The sequence below is a fragment of the Planctopirus sp. SH287 genome, from assembly GCF_056500625.1.
This window is the reverse complement of record NZ_CM151403.1, coordinates 2362497-2380027: the sequence shown is the minus strand read 5'-3', so window position 1 is coordinate 2380027 and position 17531 is coordinate 2362497. Positions and strand designations below refer to the sequence as shown.

At 54.8% G+C, this 17531-nt stretch carries 10 protein-coding genes; 5 read left to right on the top strand and 5 right to left on the bottom strand.

Features of this window, described 5'->3' with window-relative positions; all coding sequences use genetic code 11:
* Positions 1-126 precede the first annotated feature (126 nt).
* From SH287x_RS08920 to SH287x_RS08900, 5 genes are all read right to left on the bottom strand, one after another.
* Entirely contained in the window at positions 127-732 is a 606-nt protein-coding gene (locus SH287x_RS08920) for a phospholipid scramblase-related protein (RefSeq protein ID WP_479518355.1), read from the bottom strand.
* A gap of 367 nt (positions 733-1099) precedes the next feature.
* A complete protein-coding gene (locus tag SH287x_RS08915) occupies positions 1100-2203 on the bottom strand; it encodes a J domain-containing protein (protein WP_479518354.1) in 1104 nt (367 codons plus the stop codon).
* Between the two features lie 90 nt (positions 2204-2293).
* Positions 2294-3274 carry a hypothetical protein gene (locus tag SH287x_RS08910; RefSeq protein WP_479518352.1) on the bottom strand — a complete coding sequence of 327 codons (981 nt, stop codon included), beginning with the start codon at positions 3272-3274 and terminating at the stop codon, positions 2294-2296.
* A gap of 140 nt (positions 3275-3414) precedes the next feature.
* Positions 3415-4410, bottom strand: coding sequence for a DUF2167 domain-containing protein (locus SH287x_RS08905; RefSeq protein WP_479518351.1), 996 nt, complete (start codon positions 4408-4410; stop codon positions 3415-3417).
* Between the two features lie 183 nt (positions 4411-4593).
* Positions 4594-5997 carry a hypothetical protein gene (locus SH287x_RS08900; RefSeq protein ID WP_479518350.1) on the bottom strand — a complete coding sequence of 468 codons (1404 nt, stop codon included), beginning with the start codon at positions 5995-5997 and terminating at the stop codon, positions 4594-4596.
* A gap of 589 nt (positions 5998-6586) precedes the next feature.
* Here SH287x_RS08900 and SH287x_RS08895 point away from each other — a divergent pair.
* From SH287x_RS08895 to SH287x_RS08875, 5 genes are all read left to right on the top strand, one after another.
* Complete coding sequence (locus SH287x_RS08895) at positions 6587-9994, top strand: AAA domain-containing protein (RefSeq protein ID WP_479518349.1); 3408 nt, start codon at positions 6587-6589, stop codon at positions 9992-9994.
* 195 nt (positions 9995-10189) lie between these two features.
* A complete protein-coding gene (locus SH287x_RS08890) occupies positions 10190-11593 on the top strand; it encodes a type I-U CRISPR-associated protein Cas7 (protein WP_479518348.1) in 1404 nt (467 codons plus the stop codon).
* Positions 11593-13347 (top strand): type I-G CRISPR-associated protein Csb2, encoded by a 1755-nt coding sequence (csb2, locus tag SH287x_RS08885; RefSeq protein WP_479518347.1) that lies wholly within the window; start codon positions 11593-11595, stop codon positions 13345-13347. Before SH287x_RS08890 ends, csb2 begins: the two co-directional genes overlap by 1 nt.
* Entirely contained in the window at positions 13344-16448 is a 3105-nt protein-coding gene (gene cas3g, locus SH287x_RS08880) for a type I-G CRISPR-associated helicase/endonuclease Cas3g (RefSeq protein ID WP_479518346.1), read from the top strand. The genes csb2 and cas3g overlap by 4 nt, the downstream gene beginning before the upstream one ends.
* Positions 16445-17392: a type I-G CRISPR-associated protein, Cas3-extension family gene (locus SH287x_RS08875; RefSeq protein ID WP_479518345.1), complete on the top strand. Its 948-nt coding sequence runs from the start codon at positions 16445-16447 to the stop codon at positions 17390-17392. The genes cas3g and SH287x_RS08875 overlap by 4 nt, the downstream gene beginning before the upstream one ends.
* Positions 17393-17531: the final 139 nt, after the last annotated feature.

Below are 17531 nucleotides of genomic sequence, written 5' to 3'. Positions count from 1 at the left end.
CCGTCTTTGCGGAGGACAATAGCGATGTGCGACGATGTCACCTCCCGCTATGCCCTGGTCTGTATCCAGCTGAATGGTTCCCGTCAGCGGCTGGTCGACACGGACAGCCAGCCGCAACGTGCCATGTTAGCGGCGTGTGAAGATGCGACCACAAGATGTATAAATCGCCAAACTAGCGGCCAACAGCAGCGTGGCCAGCCTGGCATTCGATTGAATTGATGGGCTGAGCGCGACCACATAGTTGTCAGCCGAGGTAAATATCTCTTTGGCCAGACCGGGCCATTTCTTCGTCACTGTTCCCAGTTCTTTCCCGGACGTACTCAGCAGCTTGAAATTCCAGCCTTTCCAGTCTCCTTTCACATCCCCCGCCTGCTGGTCATTGGGATCATAGAGTAGAAATCCACCCCACGGCGAAAAGAGTTTCGATTTGAAGTAGCCAATTAACTCACCGCCAGGAGACACCACGGTCACTTTTGACCGGAAGAACGCCATGTCGCGATGGAACACAAACAGTGTCGCACCGGTGGCCGTTTCCGTCACCACGATTTTCGTGGAAAAAAATTGCTTGCCGACCAGCAGACGCAGATAGGTCACCAATGTGCCTGGCTGCTCTTCGGCGACACCGATTTTTTCATCGGTATCAGGATCGTAGATATCATACCGATCAACGAGCTCTTCAAAAAAAACAGTATGTACTTTAATGAAAAATGTCGAGCGATCCAGTATCGACATAAATCGACCTTTCTTCTGATCCGTCGGATGATAGTGAAGCGAATAATTGGGAAACCTAGCGGCTGGATGGCATAGGTCGTCTGAAGACCGGTACTCTGTGTAGGGAAGGCAACGGAGAGGGAATCCTGCAAAAGAGGGCTATCGTGTTGCTCCCATTTCTGAATGAGGTGTGATCGGAATGGCCCCTCAACCTTCAAGCCTCTGGTGGCGATGCCATCCCGGTAGAAGTCAGAATTTCAACCGGAGCCTCTCTGCGATCTCAAAACGAATGATGCTGATCTCGTGGTCAAAATCTCGGGTGGAAACCGTTGTTAGGTGTCGAGATCCTGGCGGACAACCTTTTCCAGCCTCCGTTCCAGCGATCTGTTCACGATTCAAGAACCACTCCCAGTAAGGCGTGGCAGTCTCCGCACCGGATCGAATGCAAATGAACGTTTTCAGGAATTCGATTGGCTTGATTGCACAACCAGCAGCGGCAGTTGAAGGCCGAGTGACCATCCGGCTCCAGGTGTTCCTCGGTAGGATATCCTCGAAAGAGGTATCTCAAGGATGTCACGTCGGCAGTCTTGAGAATCTGATGGGCGTGATTGAGAACGGCGATTTTTTCGCGGGCTAACTCCGACAGGTGCTCGGGAGCCCCTTGGACACGATCAGGATGGTATTGCCGAACCGCTTTCCGGTAGGTCAGATCGACCTGAGTTTGTGTTGCGTGGGGCGAAAGTCCCAGAACTTGCAGGGCCGGACTCCGCAAGCGGTCGAGCGTCACCTCTCGCTCATAACGCTCCATACAGGATCGGTCGGGAAGAGCCAGGTGGGACTCCAGGCTTAACAGTGCCTGCCTTTTCTCGGGTGAGATCACCTTTCGCGAATAGGCGACTGCCAGACTGTCCAGCAGGAGTTGCGAACGCAGATCGGGTGGCAGTTCCCGGAGAACGCGAAACGATTCCTGGTCATACATCACGCTCTTCGCGGCGTTCAGGAATTTGTACCGATCCTGGTCATGATGGAGGCCGATCGGCAGCAACCATCTCCGAGCAATCTTGTCGAGCGTTTTCAGTTCTTCGGGATCGGCGGGAGAGTCAATGGAGGCGAGAGCCACGGGGCAGAGTAAACAGTGAATGCGGAAGGAGAGATCCTGCTGCACCGGCTCGCCGCCCCAGCCCAGAGCTTGATTGAGCCAACGTCCCAGGAATTCTCCGGCGACAATCCCCAGGAGCGGCCCCCATGTCGCACCAAAGAAATGGACTCCCATAACGATGGAAACGATAATGACAAGAAAACTCGTCATCGTTCCGCGATGTCTGGGGAGGAACCCGTCCAACTGACGGTCGTAGAGAAAGACGTCGGTCAAGACCAGGCACAGCAGCATGGCCGAGACGCCGCCGACAAATGATCCCAGATTCCCGCCATACCATCCTCCAATCAGGAAACCGCACCAGACGACGGCCAACGTGGCGAGATGCAGAACCATGAAAAAATGCCTTATCCAAATGTTTCACAAAAACCAGGGTCAAACCATTGAGAAGCCCCTCACGGCAACGACTTGGGGCGAGGGGCGAAGTTACGGGATCGAATCAACTCCTCCCGAAGAAGCCGCCACAGGCATGGAGGCCGTGGAGGTTTCCGGCGGGGAAGCAAAGTTTCGACATTCCACGTGAGGACAGAAGGGGCAGGCCGTGAACTGCCGAGTGAACTGTCCATGGCATTGAGGGCAATAACACCGGGCATCGGGATCGGGCGGAGGTGCGGCCAGGGCCAGGGAGAGATCCATTCCCCGCAACTGCATAAGGGCTTTCAGCCTTGGGAGTGACGGGGATTCGTGAGTCCCCATCGCGGGGTCGTTGTCTACCACGAGAGGCGTCGCTCCGTACCATCTTCGGATATGGGGAAACAGTTCCCCTGGTGAAATGAGTGCCCAGGTTACCGCCACGGGATTCCGTCGCTCCATTCGATCCGCTCCCAGCATCGTGAAGGCTTTGATTGCCACCAGTGGACTGATCAGCATCTCGACTCCCAGCCTTGGTTCCAGGGGAGAATGGGGGGATTCGAGCGAGGTTCTGGCTCTTCGATACAGCATGACCGTAGCCCACCACCAATAGAGCATCACACCCAATCCCCAGCGGAGAGCGAAGGGAATTGGCAGAATAAGGATTCCCTGCCAGAGCAGGAGCACGACCAGCAAACTGATCGCCAGTCCGCTGGCGGCCCATGACACCTCCCGCCCTTTCCGTCCCCAGTCCTCGACGAAAGCCAGGACATCGTGGACTTCCTGGGGATCGGGAAGTTTCTCCCCAATCCCTTCAGGAGTAGGGAACATCGCCAGCGCTTCCAATTCAGCCCCTTTGACGACACGAGAGGTGGGGCGCAAGGGAAGCAGGACGATGCGGACGGCGGAGTTGGCGATCACGGTGGGACAGACTTTCCAGCATCCTGTCCAGGTTTGGTAAAGCAGGACTTGGCTTCCTGGGAGGATGCGCAGTTGTTCCGTCAGGAATAGCACGAGGAAGATTCCCCATAGCAGTGGTTCCGTCGCCTCGAACATGCCGTCGCTACCCCTGTCGATCTAAGGGACTTGGGAGAATTCAATCGCTGACGACGTCCTCAACCCGGGAAGTCAAAGCTTGAAGAAGGTTTGGGTACGAGGCCGGACATGGCCCGACGCCCGGGATCTTCCAGAACTATTCAGGGGAGTTGGCGATCCGGGCCGGTGGTTGGAGGTGGTGCGGGCAGAGGTGGCCAGGCCGGCGTGGAAGAAGAGCCGGAATTTTCCGTGAACGGTGTTATTGAAGCGGGTTTCGTCGGGGCAGTTTGATTTCGCCGGCCTCCGAAGAACCGCCAGCCAATACCGCCCAGGGCGGCAATAATCACATAGAAGAATTTGGCGATGAACAGCCACAATTTCTGGAATAAACCGAGTTTCACCGCGACAGCCGTGGTGGAACCTGTGACCAGCGCTCCCACGCCAAAAGCCGCCATTTTGTCTCCCGACTTCCAGGAGGCATAGTCGCTGCCGCTGTTGTAAGAAAATCCTTGCAGAAGTTCATTGATGACGGGAAGCAAAGACTCGATCTGCTCTGGAGGAGCTACCAACTTGACGGACATCATTCCACTGCGTCCCAGAATCCGTGTATCCCAGTTGGCACCTGGTTCACCATTTTCGTGGCGCAAGCGGCAAGCCCATTCCAAGCGCTTGGTGGTCGTATTGTAGCGAGGGGGAAGGATCCAACCGTCAACGAAGAGTGACTCCTGCCCGGCTTGTTTGCGCTGTTCATTCGCAGCGATGGTGTTGGCGCGAATCTGATTCAAGAGCTCATCGGCATTGATGGAACCGGCATCGCTATCGTCGACTTTTCCAATGTCGGCATACGTAAAGACCAGAAATATTGTGAACGGATCGTTAGTCATCGTGACCACGCTCTGAAGACTGCTATCGGAAGGATTTCCTTGGAGACTCATATAAATCTGAGAACCTTGGGAATCCGTGATTTGGTATCCTTGGGGAAGCTGAATGGTGGCTTGCGTACCCACCGGAAACCGACCCGGCCCTTGTTGCCAACGAATCTGTTGGTAGCGTTCCAAGAAACGCTGATCCTCCGGGGTGAGAGGTGGTTCGGCCTGAGCGATGTTCATTATGCCGACCAGACAAACCAACCCGATCCAGGCGTGTCGATGAAACATGAGATTCCTTTATGACCAGTCGTGAGGGGAGAAAGAGGATCTCCAGCGATTGGCTGGGAGACCACGAACTATTGGCCCGCGTTTCGGAGAGACAAGCTTTCGGCGGTCAAACCCGGATCAGCTTCATAGCTGCTGACCAGTTTCCAACGCCCCATATCCGCGATGTTCGTACTGATCAAGGAGTCAGAATTTCAGAGTCTGGGTGAATTCGGCGGACGTGTCGGGGAAGGTCAGCCGCACATCCACCTCCTTGGGAATAAACTTCATTCCCCCTTGGGGAGCGTAAAAATATTTCTTCTCGCCCTGCGACCAACCGGCTTGATCCCAGTACCAACTTTGCTTCTCTCTATCGGTGGAGAAAGTCAGTGTCACTTTTCCTGGGGGAAGGTATTCCAGCCCTGTCAGCGTGAGCTGGGCCCCCGCTTCAGTGTCCCAGAGTATTCCCTTCTGGAAAGGAAGGTAGGTTCCTTGCAATTGAATGGGTTCGCAGAATTTCTGAACGTCCTGATCCCGCTCCGCTCCGTGGTAGTCATAATGGAACTGCGTTGAATATTCGGGCGACCAGAGTGAGAGATCCGCTGCCCGAATGGCAGCCACGGATTGAGAGTCGGCCTGGGTTCCATCCGGCAGGGCAAACCCCACCTTGTATTGAGCGTACATCCAGGTATTCGCAGGCCAGTGGTTCAGAAAGTGAACGTTGCGTCGAATCTGGCCATCTTTCCCCGTGAGTTGTACCTGCAAGGTACAATCCTTGAGTTCCGCTCCTCCATTATGAATGCAAAACCATTTTTCAGACGTGCGCTCGCCCCAAGTGTCATTAATATCCACGGTGAAACGCTGGTCTGCCTCAGAGACTGGTGCCGCGAATCGACTGGCAATGCGAGGAAGCGATTGATGAATCGCATCGTACTGCCGTTCGGCCTTGAACAGTGCGATGGCGACTTGCCGTTTCGCAGCCGCATTTTTGTCGGATTGAGCCGCACGATTCATGGAGTCTGTGGCGAAAACGGGATTTGCCGTAAAGCCGGAGGCAAATCCAGAGACAAAGGAATCCAGCATGACATCGCCGGCCGATGTCGGATCGGGAAGCGATTGAAGCGAGTTCCAATGCTGGACGAACGTGGTTAATGCCGCATGGGCTCGAGCAGCTGTGTTACGGATCTCCAGATCCTCGGTGGTGATCCCTTGCAGAGCATCCAACGCCGCATGCTGGGCCGCCGCAAGACCATTGTTGGTCGTCTGTTTGAAATCCTCCGGCTCGCTCGTGATCCCCAGTGACAAGATCTCGGCCAGAGCACGATACTGACTGGGGATTTCCAACTTCGGTGGCGGAGGTGGTGGCGGAGGCGGTGGCGGAGGCGGTGGAACTGAGACGAATGAGGTGCTGGTGGATGACGGCGAAGGAGATGGTGGGGGAGGGAGATCCGGGGGTTCCGTGGCTCCACTCGTCCACCAGAGACCACCGGCAAAAAAAATCGTGGCGACCGTAGTCCCCAGAAGGAAGGGCATCCAGGGCGAACTCCTGGCTGGAGCCGCTAAAGTGCCATCAGCAGCAGTCCCTGGCTTAATCGAGAAACGTTCAGACATGACAAAATCCCCGCTGGCGGAAAAGAAAAGAGAGCGCCGAACCACGACCGCTCCCGCAACCCCCGCCAAGGGGCCAACAAAACAGCACATGGCCGACGCCCCCTTGCGGGGGCGCGGTTCCAAGTACTGCTTTTGTTGCAAAGAGCCTTGCGGCTCAGTTTGGCGGTATTTGCGGGAAGCAGATTCTTGACGCTCGCGCGCGTCTCAGCGATGTAACGAGGCCGCTTACACGCGTCCTCGGGATCAGACAAAGTCACTCCAGGAAAATGGATACAGACCGCCAGCACGGGCGGTCTCTGCGAAGAAATCTATCCAAGTGTCGACCCTTTCGCCAACGAAAATCGGTACAGTTTTTCAAACTCTCCCCGTCTCAACAACAACTCTCCTGAGCATGAACCACTTCGGGAGTTTCCCGTCAAGGCCTGACCGTTCGCCTCTTTTCAGGCGGGAAAGAAAACAATACCACAAGATTCTGTGCTTGATTTTGATCTCCCATGGAGGGCTTCACGGACAGAAATATGGGAATCCTCCTGTTAGACTTCCCTCAGTGAACAACCAGGATTTCTGATTCCTTGAAAGCGCTCCCATCGTGTCTGATGACCCCGAGGAAATTGTCTTTGCGTCAATCGATGAGGAGACGACTGTTGAGCCGGCTCGGTTTCTCCGGGAACTGGATCTACCAGCGGTCGAGGACTCCTTCATTCGCGATGCCCGGAAAGCCGTGCGCGAAGAACTGCGAATCTGTTCCAGGTGGGTGAGACTGACGTGCCAAAAAGTGAGTGTCTTCGCAGAAAGCCTTCGCGGGATTATCTATACAATCCATGTGGGAAGTGGCATTGAATTTGACTGGACCTGGGAAGGCGCGATCGCGTTTCGGCCGCAGGCTCTGGAAGAGAGTGACGCCATCGATCTGGCGGACTTCGAAGAATCGCCCGTTCAGGAAGCCAGCCTGTGGGCCGGTGAGATTCTGGAAGTCGATCAGCAACAGGGTTGTCTTTTTATCAACCTGACCAGTTCAGAAGCTCCGCCCACCGTGGGCACGTTTCTTGTGAGGCCCTTCGACTTTCTGGGCACCCTGAACGCCATCTATCACGACGAAAGGTTTCGACCACTCTCGGAAGACCTCAATCGGCGGCTCAATGCGGCCACCGGGAATCTTCATCCGCGAGTGAAGCGACCTACAACTGTCGGACTGAATCACCTCTCAGAGTGGTGGCAACATGGCTGGAGCATTCTCTGGGGGCCACCGGGAACGGGGAAAACTTACACCATCGGTCGACAATTGGCCTCTGTTCTGGCTGATCCCAGTGAGCGAATTCTGGTGGTGTCGACGACCAACCGCGCGACCGATGCTGTGGCATTGTCTTTGGGCATTGCTGCCCAGGAGTTGGCACCTTCAGCTCTCGAAGACATGGAACTGCTGCGGATCGGCAAGGGCGCTTCTGTCGAATCGTTCTCAAAGGCTGGTCTGAATTCCCTACTGGCGGGGATGGAAACCGACACACTCCAGAAAATCGAGTTGTTGACACGCCAATTGCCACGCATTGATTCCTGGGAAGAAAGAGCCTTCGCTCGCAAACAAATTCAGCAGTTACGATCGGGATTAGGAGAGACCAGCCGGGCTTTGTTGACCCATCCGGATGTGCGTGTCGTAATCGTCACAGCCTTTAAAGCATTGCAGCTGCTGGATCAGGACGTGGTGCGATCCCTGCTAGAACGGGGAGATGCACCATTTACGACGATCATTATCGATGAGGCCGGACTGATTTCACGAGCAGCCACGGCGGCACTGTCTCTTCTGGCAGCTCGCCGGGTGGTGCTGGTGGGGGATTCCAAGCAGTTGGCTCCCATCAGCCGTGTCCGCCGGGTGCTGACGACCGTTCAGCAGGCATGGCTGGCGAATAGTGGTGTCAGTCATCTGCATCAAATGACGAGTGTTTCACTGGCGGTGCATGTGCTGACCAAACAGCGGCGGATGCATCCCGAGATCTGTCAGGTAGTGTCAAACTATCAATATGGATCCCTCCTGACGACAGCGGCAGAAGTCTCGTCTCGGGTCTGTCCTCTCCCTCCATTACTCAGCGAGCAACCCCGGGCCATCTGGTATGTCATTGATGAAGAAGGGAAAAATCTGGCAGCGATTCGTGCCGAACGTGGCCCGGGAAATCGAAGCTGGATTCGGAAAGGAACCTTGCTTGTTCTGGCCAAACTGTTCCGTGATCCCGGCCTGAAAACCTGTCGTGGCCTCTTTATTTCTCCGTATGTGGCGCAGGCCCAGGCTGTTTCTGAGTGGTTTGCAGCGGAGGAGCTGGAAACCTGGGAAGCCTCCACGGTTCATCGCCAGCAAGGGGCTGAAGCGGATGTGGTCATTTTTGACACGGTGAATGCGGGAAGCCATCAGTGGCCTCATGATGAATGGAAACGACTGGTCAATGTGGCGATCAGCCGGGCACGGGAAGCGGTGATCGTGATTGCCAGCCGGGGGGAGATGGAAGAACCTTATCTCAGCCCTCTTATCAAAATGCTGACACCTCGAGTCCTGGTACGGCGAAAAGGAGGAGTTCATTGGCAGCCCGCTGATGGAACATCAGTTCCCGAGGTCGACGAGCCTGACGAGAATGATGATACGCTGGGCGGGCAGTTTGTACGCCGGAAAGCCATGAAACCTGTGTTGTCCCAGGAACAGCAGCGACTGAGCAACCTGGAATTGGATGGTAAACCGCGTTTAGTGCGTGGAGTGGCAGGGAGCGGGAAGACTGTCGTGCTTTCCAACTGGCTGGCTCAAACAGCCAGTCGCCTTCAAAGCGATCCGGAGGCCAAGATCTGGGCTGTCTATGCGAATCGGACACTCCATAGCTTGTTATCCGCGTCCATCGAAGCCGCCTGGAAGAATCAATCAAACCTGTTTGAATTCCCCTGGAATCAGGTGGAACTCTTTCATGTGCGGGATCTGCTCGCGCAGCTGCTTCCCAGTGCAGGTCTCTCGATGGAGACCTTCAAGTACAACTATGACAAAGCCTCGGAAGAGTTTCTGAATCAGTCGCACGAACAAACACTTCAGCATCATTGTCGGGCACTGTTTCTTGATGAGGCTCAAGACATGGGGCCTCATACACTCCGATTGCTCCTCTCGCTGGTAGAACAGACTGTTCCCGAAGATCACAACAGTCGTTCGGCACATATTTTTTTCGATAATGCTCAGAATGTTTACGGGCGCAAGACACCCAAATGGTCTGAGTTCGGTCTGGATCTCCGTGGCCGATCCACCGTGATGAAAGAGAGTTTTCGCTCGACACGACCGATTACGGAATTTGCGGTCAATGTCCTGCAACGATTAGCCCCGGCTTCCGATTTACAGGATCACAAAGAACTCCAGTCGCTGGGGTTAATCACTAAAGGAGAACGAGACGGCGAGGAGTGGCTGAATGTGGAATACAACCAGATTGATGGGCCTCGGCCCTATGTCCGCCGGTTTCCCAGCCGGGATCGGGAACTGAAAGCTCTCGCTCACGATCTGGAACGACTGCTCGTCGATGAGAAAGTACCGCCCAATGACATCTGCCTGATTATCAATGGAGCATGGGTCTGGGAACGGCTCAAAAGGGATGTCGCTCCCCGATTGAATAAAATCGGAGTGGAGCTTTCTCAGCAGAAAAGTCAAAAGTTCGAGCGGAAGCAAAACACACTACTGGTGACTACCGCCAACTCCTACAAAGGGTTTGAGGCGGAGGTGGTGTTGATTCCCTGTGCTGATAATTTCATCGGCTCGGAGGAAAACGTGCTGGCATCCAGCCTGTATGTGGCGATGACCAGGGCTCGTTCTGTGTTGGGAATCTATTTCACGCAAAACATTGACCCAGCCGCCACGCGTGTGAATCAGACCCTCTTTCGCTGTGCCCAACTGCTGAAGACACCGCCGCCAATACTAACCCTCACCGCCAGAGAAGAACTGGAAGACATCATTCAACAGAGTGCTCTTCACAACGATACAGTTTGAGCCTCTCAGTACCACCGACGAGAGAGGGAGCAGGACCAACGCAAAATACTGGTAGGATTTTCTGCGAAGCAGCTGTATTTGAAAGTCTACTTGATATGTCTTGTGATATCGACGCAGGTATCAATTGCATATTCACATGAATACACGTAGGGTAAGTGAATTCTCTTCCAGAATCATTAACTTGAGGAATGCTGCATGTCGAACAAATTGAGTTTGGAGCAGTTGCGAAAGGCCGTTGAAACCGGAGCCGCTGCTCGATCACGGGTCGTGCTCCAACCTGCCGGAGGTGAGGGAACGAAAGTCTTCCCGCCAACTTATGCGGGGGCGGTCTACGCAGCCGAGAAACGTCGGCTGCCGGGATATGATGCCCCTGTGGACTGTGTCCTCCTCGATTCGGTGCAGTCCCAAGCCAACCGTTTGGAGGAGGCGCTTCAGCAGGCAATTGACGAAGGGAAACTAAAAGAGATTAAGAAGTCAGGCAAGACGGTGGGCGAATGTTTGCTTGTACCAGTAGTTGAAGTCGATTTCTCGGGCTTCTGGGATAAGGAGAAGACCAAGAAGCACCCAGCCAAACCGAATGTTGACCTGACAGACGATCTTCGATTACTGGAACCAGTGGGCAAGGTGACGACGCTGCAAGCGCCCCACCGCATCGTTGACGCTATCTTGCGAGACAGCGTCGTTATTGAAGAGGGAAACGACAACGGGAAGTCGTTTCGAGCCAAAGCGGAGAAGGATGAGTCCAGCTACGGCCAACGGCTTCGCCGTGTGAGTGCTCGTAATGCGACCGCTCTGTTTGAACTGTGCCCAACCGCCTTGCTTCTGGGAATGTGGGACTCGACCGGGCCGAAGGGTGGCCTTGGGGCAAAGTTTGAACGGGCGATGGTCAGTGAAATCGTCGGGATCAATGTGGTGGCAGGTGTGAAGACCAGCAGCCGAATTGATCCTTTGGCGATTCAGCTAGAAGCTGGCCCCGTTTATGTGGCCAAAGACGACGATTCAGCAACCTGGACGCTTGATTCAGTAAGGGCCAAGATTGATGGCAAAGAATTTCTGAAAGTCGGGAAAAAAAAGGATGGTAAACCATCTGAGATAAATCACGGCAACATCAAGCCGGATTTAAAAGACAAGACCGGCCAACCCTTTCATGGCGGCGTCACCATCACTTCCGCCGAACAAACAGTCGTTCTCTCCTTCCCGGCCTTGCGGCGGCTGAATTTTCCCATCGATAAAATTCCAGAAGGTAAGACGCAGGAAGATGTGAACAATGCTGCCCGCACGGTTCTGGCAGCATTGGGACTGTGTGCGGCAGCGTTGGCGGCTGAGGCGGGGCTTGATCTGCGCTCGCGCTGCCTCCTCTGGCCGACCGAACCGTTGAAGTGGGAACTGCTTGGTAAGCCGGGTGTGAAGGAAGAAGGCATCACGCTTGAGGCCGACGATGCTATCAAGCTCCTCAAGGACGCCATTAATGCGGCCAAGGCCGTCGGCTTGCCGTGGCGAGAGCAGCCACTCCAACTCGTGCCCTCGGACGATCTGGTTAAACTCGTGGTCAAGAGCCAGGAACTTGCGCAAAAACAAGGTGGCGAAGGAGGCGAGTGATGCTGGGTTTAAGCATAGGTTGGGAATACCTGACGGGTTGCTGCGTCGCCACAGATCCTGCCAGTCGCCAACGCGCCGAGTGGCCGCCTCATCCGGGTCGGGTGTTCATGGCGCTGGCGGCTGCCTGGTTTGAGACGGGCGAGGACGAGGCTGAGGGCCAGGCATTGCGGTGGCTAGAGAAACTTGGCGATCCTGAACTTGTGTTGCCGCCGAGTGAGAATGTAAGTCATCGTGAAGTGCGAACAGTCTTTGTTCCGGTAAACGGCGATTGGGCGAAAGACACCTTTCCTGAGGAAGCGACAAACACTTTGCAGTGCGCGCCAGCCATTGCCCGGATTAAACAACCTCGGACTTTCCCGTCCGTCTGGGTTGGCGATGCCCTGTGTTTTCTTCACTGGCCTGATGCTGACTTTACCGAGGTCGAAAGTCATCGGCTCTCACTCGACCAGTTGTGCGGCAAAGTCACGCGGATCGGCCATTCCTCTTCCCTGGTGCGAATGTGGGTGGCTGACGAGATGGCTTTCCCTCAAACAACGGATGCAGAAACCTGGGTTCCCGATGATCGCCTTGCGGAATTTCAGGCACGGCGTGCGTCAGAAGGTACACTCGACTTGCTGAATCGCCAGTTCAATCGACAGGGACGCGAATCGCATCAAGTGCTGACAGCACGAATCACCGAATTGAAAGAGGAGAGGAAGACCGCAAAAGGAGCCGGAGCCCAACAGCGAAAGACAGAACTTGATGAATTGATCACTGCGGAAGAATCACGACTTAAAGAAATTGATGATCGTGATCCCATTCGTCCGAAGCTTGGCCTCTGGACAGGGTATCGTCGCAAGGAAGCCGATTCATCAAAGTCTATCCCACATACGGACTTTGACAGCGACCTGCTGATCTTGACTCAGACGGATGGACCACGTTTGCCTCTGGCCTCGACATTGGCGGTGACTCAGGCGCTCCGCGGGGCAGTGATGAGCCATATTGGCAGCGATATTCCTGGTTGGGTGAGTGGCCATCAGTCAAATAACGAACCACTCCGTGACAGCAAACAGCATCTTGCGTGCATTCCATTGCCGTTCGTGAGTTGCGAGCATGCCGACGGGCATCTGCTTGGAGTCGCGATGGTCTTCCCTCGTGCCATTCCCCGACAGGAACGTGGACGGGTGCTGGGCAGGCTGCTCATGAATGACGACGGTGAACCGCGAGAAATCGAACTCAAGTTGGGGCGGATCGGTGTTATCAAACTTCGCAAGCGCGATTGGATCGAATCCCGTCAAGCGTTAAGGCCGGAAACATGGCTCAAGCATCCCGAGGTTGCCGCGAATTGCCACGATGACAGATGCTGGGCCACTGTTACGCCCGTGGTGCTCGATCGGTTCCCGAAATCCGATCCCATCAAGGAACGCGAGACCTGGCAGGAAGAAGTCAAGGGGATTGTCATAACTGCTTGCGAGCGTATTGGGTTACCCACACCAATTGAAGTCGCGGTCGGTACGACGAGTTGGCATCTCGGTAGTCCGCGAGCCACAGCAAAACGTCGTCCGCTTCGTGGGCATCCTGAAATACCTCATGTCACTGCAACACTTGGGGATGGCTTTCCCGTCTACCCCACCAAAGGCGGGAACGGAGCAAGGCCGCAACTGCACGTTTGCATTCAGTTCGCCGAACCAGTCGTTGGCCCCATCTTGCTGTGTGCCGGGCGATTCCTCGGTTACGGCCTTTGCAAGCCTCTTTGGGGAGGTTTCGACCGATGAACGCACTCACGCTGGCTGACTTCCCGAAGTTCTTTTTCGATTTGCACGAACGCGAGCCTTACGACTGGCAGTGCCGCTTGGCGAAGCAAGTGGTTGAAGGGAACTGGCCTGGTGCCATTGATCTACCGACCGGCAGCGGCAAAACTTCGTGTCTGGATATCGCCGTGTTCGCGCTTGCATGCCAGACGAAGTGGAACAAGGCCGAACGTACTGCACCTCGCCGAATCTTTTTTTGTGTGAACCGCCGAGTCATCGTAGATGAGGCGCATCAACGATCTGTGCGAATCGCTACCAAGATTGCGAAAGCAGAAGGCACAGACAGTGTTCTCGGTCGGGTCGCAGCATCTTTGCGAACTCTTTCGACGCTCAGACTCAAGAGTGCCCCGCCTTTGGATGTTCTGGAACTGCGGGGCGGCATTTACCGCGATAACCGTTGGGCGAGGTCTGCGACCCAGCCAACAATTATCTGTACGACCATTGACCAACTTGGATCGCGACTGCTGTTTCGAGGATATGGCGTTTCGCCAAATGCTGCCCCGATCCAAGCCGCGTTGATCGCTTACGATAGTTTAGTGCTGTTGGACGAAGCCCATAACAGCCAGCCGTTTCTCCAATCGCTGGACTTCGTGAAGCGTTACCTCGACCCCAATAAGTGGGCGGAGAAACCAGTCGGCGTGAAGCCGATGGTCGTGATTCCGATGACCGCGACACCTCCGAAGAGTGTCAGCGATGCGGACGTGATTCGTATCGCTGACAAGGATCGAGAAAACGAGGGACTGAACGACCGGCTAATGGCCCCAAAGAAAGCGAAACTGCTGAAGGTTCCTGATGTCGCAAGAACTGTCGTGACCGAAGCGACATCAATTGCAAATGACGTTCCGACCGCTGTCGGCATCATCGTCAACCGCGTAGCAACCGCGAAAGCGGTCTACGAGAACCTTCGGGAAGCCAACAAGGACAAGCCGGATGTCATCGTCGAGTTGGTTATCGGTTCGATGCGACCGATCGATCGCGATCGGCAAGCTGAACGGCTGCGACAGATTGTTGGGCCAGATCGACCATCCAAGACATCCATGACCAGTTTCATCGTGGCGACCCAGTGTCTGGAAGTGGGGGCAGATTACGATTTCGATGTGATGGTAACGGAGTGCGCTTCGCTGGACGCACTACGGCAACGGTTTGGTCGACTCAACCGCGGCGGTCGGAAAATTGAAGCCAAGGCGGTGATTCTTGCTGGAGAGAAGGGTGTCAAAGAGGAGAGCAAACTCGACGACGATAAACCGCTTGATCCGATCTACGGCAATGCTTTGTCCCGTACCTGGAATTGGTTGTTGGCGAATGCCGAAGTCGTCATGTCCGAAGCAGAACTGGCTGGAGGCAAGAAGCGGGGAAAGAAGACCGCAACAGCCAGTGAATCGCATATTATCGACTTCGGTATCGACGCATTCACCCTGATTCTTAGGGAACAGAGTGAGAACGGCAGGATTCCGGCAAATCTGCTCGCGCCATCCGCATCGAAGGATGCTCCTGTGATGCTGCCGGCTTATGTGGATTTCTGGTGCCAGACGAGTCCTCGGCCCACGCCGGATCCGGAGGTTTCGTTGTTTATCCATGGGTCAGAAGCGGGAGAGCCCGACGTACAAGTCTGCTGGCGAGCGGATCTGGTTGACGATGACCACATCAAGCCATCCGCCTGGTGTGATATTGTCAGCTTGCTTCCGCCGACTTCAGCTGAATGCATGAGCGTGCCGATCTCCCGTGTTCGCAAGTGGCTGACCAGGATCGAGGATACGGCACCCGAGGGCGATCTTCTCGGTATAACAACATCAAGTAATGATGAAGATCGCAATCAAGGGAAACGGGAACCCCGAACTGTTGAACCTTCACGAGTCGGCGTTCTCTGGCGAGGGTCGAAGGATAGCCGAATCATCGGTTCACCCGACCAACTGCGTGCCGGAGACACACTCGTACTCCCTGCTCAGGCGGCGGGCTGGGAAGTATTGGGGCATGTGCCAGAAGTTTCTTCAGAGACAATCGACGTGGCCGAAATCGCGTTCCAATCGGCATGCGATCGTGCCGCGCTGAGGTTGCATCCCGCTCTGCGGAGTCGATTACCGCAGTCCGAGGCTCTCACTGAACTGTTGACTCAACTTGCCGAACTCAAAGACGAAAAATTATTGACTCAGTACGAACTTCGTCGTCTTCTCAAACAGATTGCAGACGAAGTCGAATTGGATTGTTTGGAGTTCAGTGATACATGCCGACTACTGGCATCGCTTAATTTCGGATTGCTTCGTGAGAGTTATCCGGACGAACTCGGTCTGGTGTTGATGACTCGCCGAAGGCTGGAAAGGGCGAGAACCTGGTATCTTCCTGTCTCAGATGAAGGCGATGATGATCGATCGCGAACGATGCGCGAGGAGCCGATCAGCCTGAGCGACCACACACAACATGTCCGCAATGAGGTGCTGCGCACGATTGAAGCCTTGCCGCTCGACGAATTGAAACAAGCCTACCACAAAGCCGCCGATTGGCATGATCTCGGCAAGGCGGACGAGCGATTCCAGGCGATGCTGCGGAGAACGGATCGAACTGATGCCTGGCTACTGGTCGGGATGGCCTCTGCATTCCTGGCCAAATCGGATGGTTTGCCGCAAACACAAGAGCAGCGAAAGCAAGCCCGCGAACGGGCGGGTCTGCCAGAGGGCTTCCGGCACGAGATGCTCTCGGTTCAGATCGTCGAACACAGTGACTTAAGAAAGCAGGTGGCTGAGCAACACCATTTGATTCTTCATCTGATCGCGTCCCATCACGGCTACGCGCGACCCTTCGCTCCGGTGGTAATCGACAATGAATATCCCGAGGTGGCGATTGAAGGTGTTACGCTCAATGGGAAACAACGCAAGGCCTGCCCGCCGCATCGCATTGACTCCGGCATCGCAGAACGATTCTGGGAATTGACCCGCTGTTATGGCTGGTGGGGCCTGGCCTACCTGGAAGCCGTGCTACGGTTGGCCGACCAGCAGGCCAGTGCTGATGAGGATAAGGAGCATTTTGTCATGGCGACTCCTTCGGAGAAACTGATGGAGGCAACAACATGAGTGTGTCTTCCGAAAACGATGGCCTACTTTTACCTGGACTGGATGGCACGAACCCATTGGGGTACTTGGCCGCATTGGGGGTACTTCGTGTGCTTTCCATCCAAACGTATGGTGTTAAGCTGTCGTGGCAATTGTCGGGTGGTACCTGGCGACCCACGTTGTATGGGCATTCAGGGTTACTCGATACACTTGGTGCCGAACTTCATTCAGCGATTCAATCACTCGATCACTCCGTTTGGTCGATCGACAAAGAGTTGCCTTTTCTTGCTTCTCGATTCCGTGAGCACATGATTTCGGCAGTGTCAAATAGTCAGCGAACGAATCGTACGCCAGTAGACACTCTTGCCGCATTAGGGACAGAGTGTTTTCGAGAGAAAAAGAAAGTCAATAAAGCTGAGATCGAGATTTTCAAAGACACCTCACTGCGACTAATTCGATCAGGTGATAATCAGCACAATGGATTGATGTCTTACGCTGTACGAACCCTGGAATTATGCAATTCAGATCAATTTCAAGCGGCCATCGCCTCGGATTGGCTTTACAGGGACGAAAAGATGTCTTTTCGATGGGATCCTGCTGAAGATCGTGGTTATGCACTTCAATGGGGTGATCCAAGCGATGATGGATCGCTAACTGAACGAGGTGCCAACTGTCTTGCTCTATTTGGAATGGGCTGTTTTCCGGTTATTCCTGTGATAGGCCGGGCTGAGACGACAGGATTCGGCCTCAGGGAAACTAAACAGGCTTCATTGACATGGCCTGTCTGGAGGCATCCGGTCAGTTTGAGTGTTGCCAGTTCGTTGCTTACCTTCTCGGAGTTGCAACGGGAACAACCGGATCGGCTGGAACTCGATTCGCTTGGTATCGCCGCCGTATACCGTTGCAATCGCGTGATGACCAGCACTTACTACGCCAACTTCACACCAGCACATCGTGTTGCGTAAACTGAAGTGAACCCCGTTTTTTGAACCACTGAAATTAATGGGAAAGTGGTATGGTTTCGACCATGTGGGGTCGCTGCGATGCTGTCGACGCAGGTGCAGTCGGCGTGATTGGGTTGGGGTGGGTTGGGGAAGAGATCTG

Bases quoted from the DNA above. Each gene is read 5' to 3' on its own strand.
- SH287x_RS08890 (WP_479518348.1), top strand. From the start codon at position 10,190: ATGTCGAACAAATTGAGTTTGGAGCAGTTGCGAAAGGCCGTTGAAACC.
- SH287x_RS08905 (WP_479518351.1), bottom strand. From the start codon at position 4,410: ATGTTTCATCGACACGCCTGGATCGGGTTGGTTTGTCTGGTCGGCATA.
- SH287x_RS08875 (WP_479518345.1), top strand. From the start codon at position 16,445: ATGAGTGTGTCTTCCGAAAACGATGGCCTACTTTTACCTGGACTGGAT.
- SH287x_RS08900 (WP_479518350.1), bottom strand. From the start codon at position 5,997: ATGTCTGAACGTTTCTCGATTAAGCCAGGGACTGCTGCTGATGGCACT.
- SH287x_RS08915 (WP_479518354.1), bottom strand. From the start codon at position 2,203: ATGGTTCTGCATCTCGCCACGTTGGCCGTCGTCTGGTGCGGTTTCCTG.
- SH287x_RS08920 (WP_479518355.1), bottom strand. From the start codon at position 732: ATGTCGATACTGGATCGCTCGACATTTTTCATTAAAGTACATACTGTT.
- SH287x_RS08910 (WP_479518352.1), bottom strand. From the start codon at position 3,274: ATGTTCGAGGCGACGGAACCACTGCTATGGGGAATCTTCCTCGTGCTA.
- csb2 (WP_479518347.1), top strand. From the start codon at position 11,593: ATGCTGGGTTTAAGCATAGGTTGGGAATACCTGACGGGTTGCTGCGTC.
- cas3g (WP_479518346.1), top strand. From the start codon at position 13,344: ATGAACGCACTCACGCTGGCTGACTTCCCGAAGTTCTTTTTCGATTTG.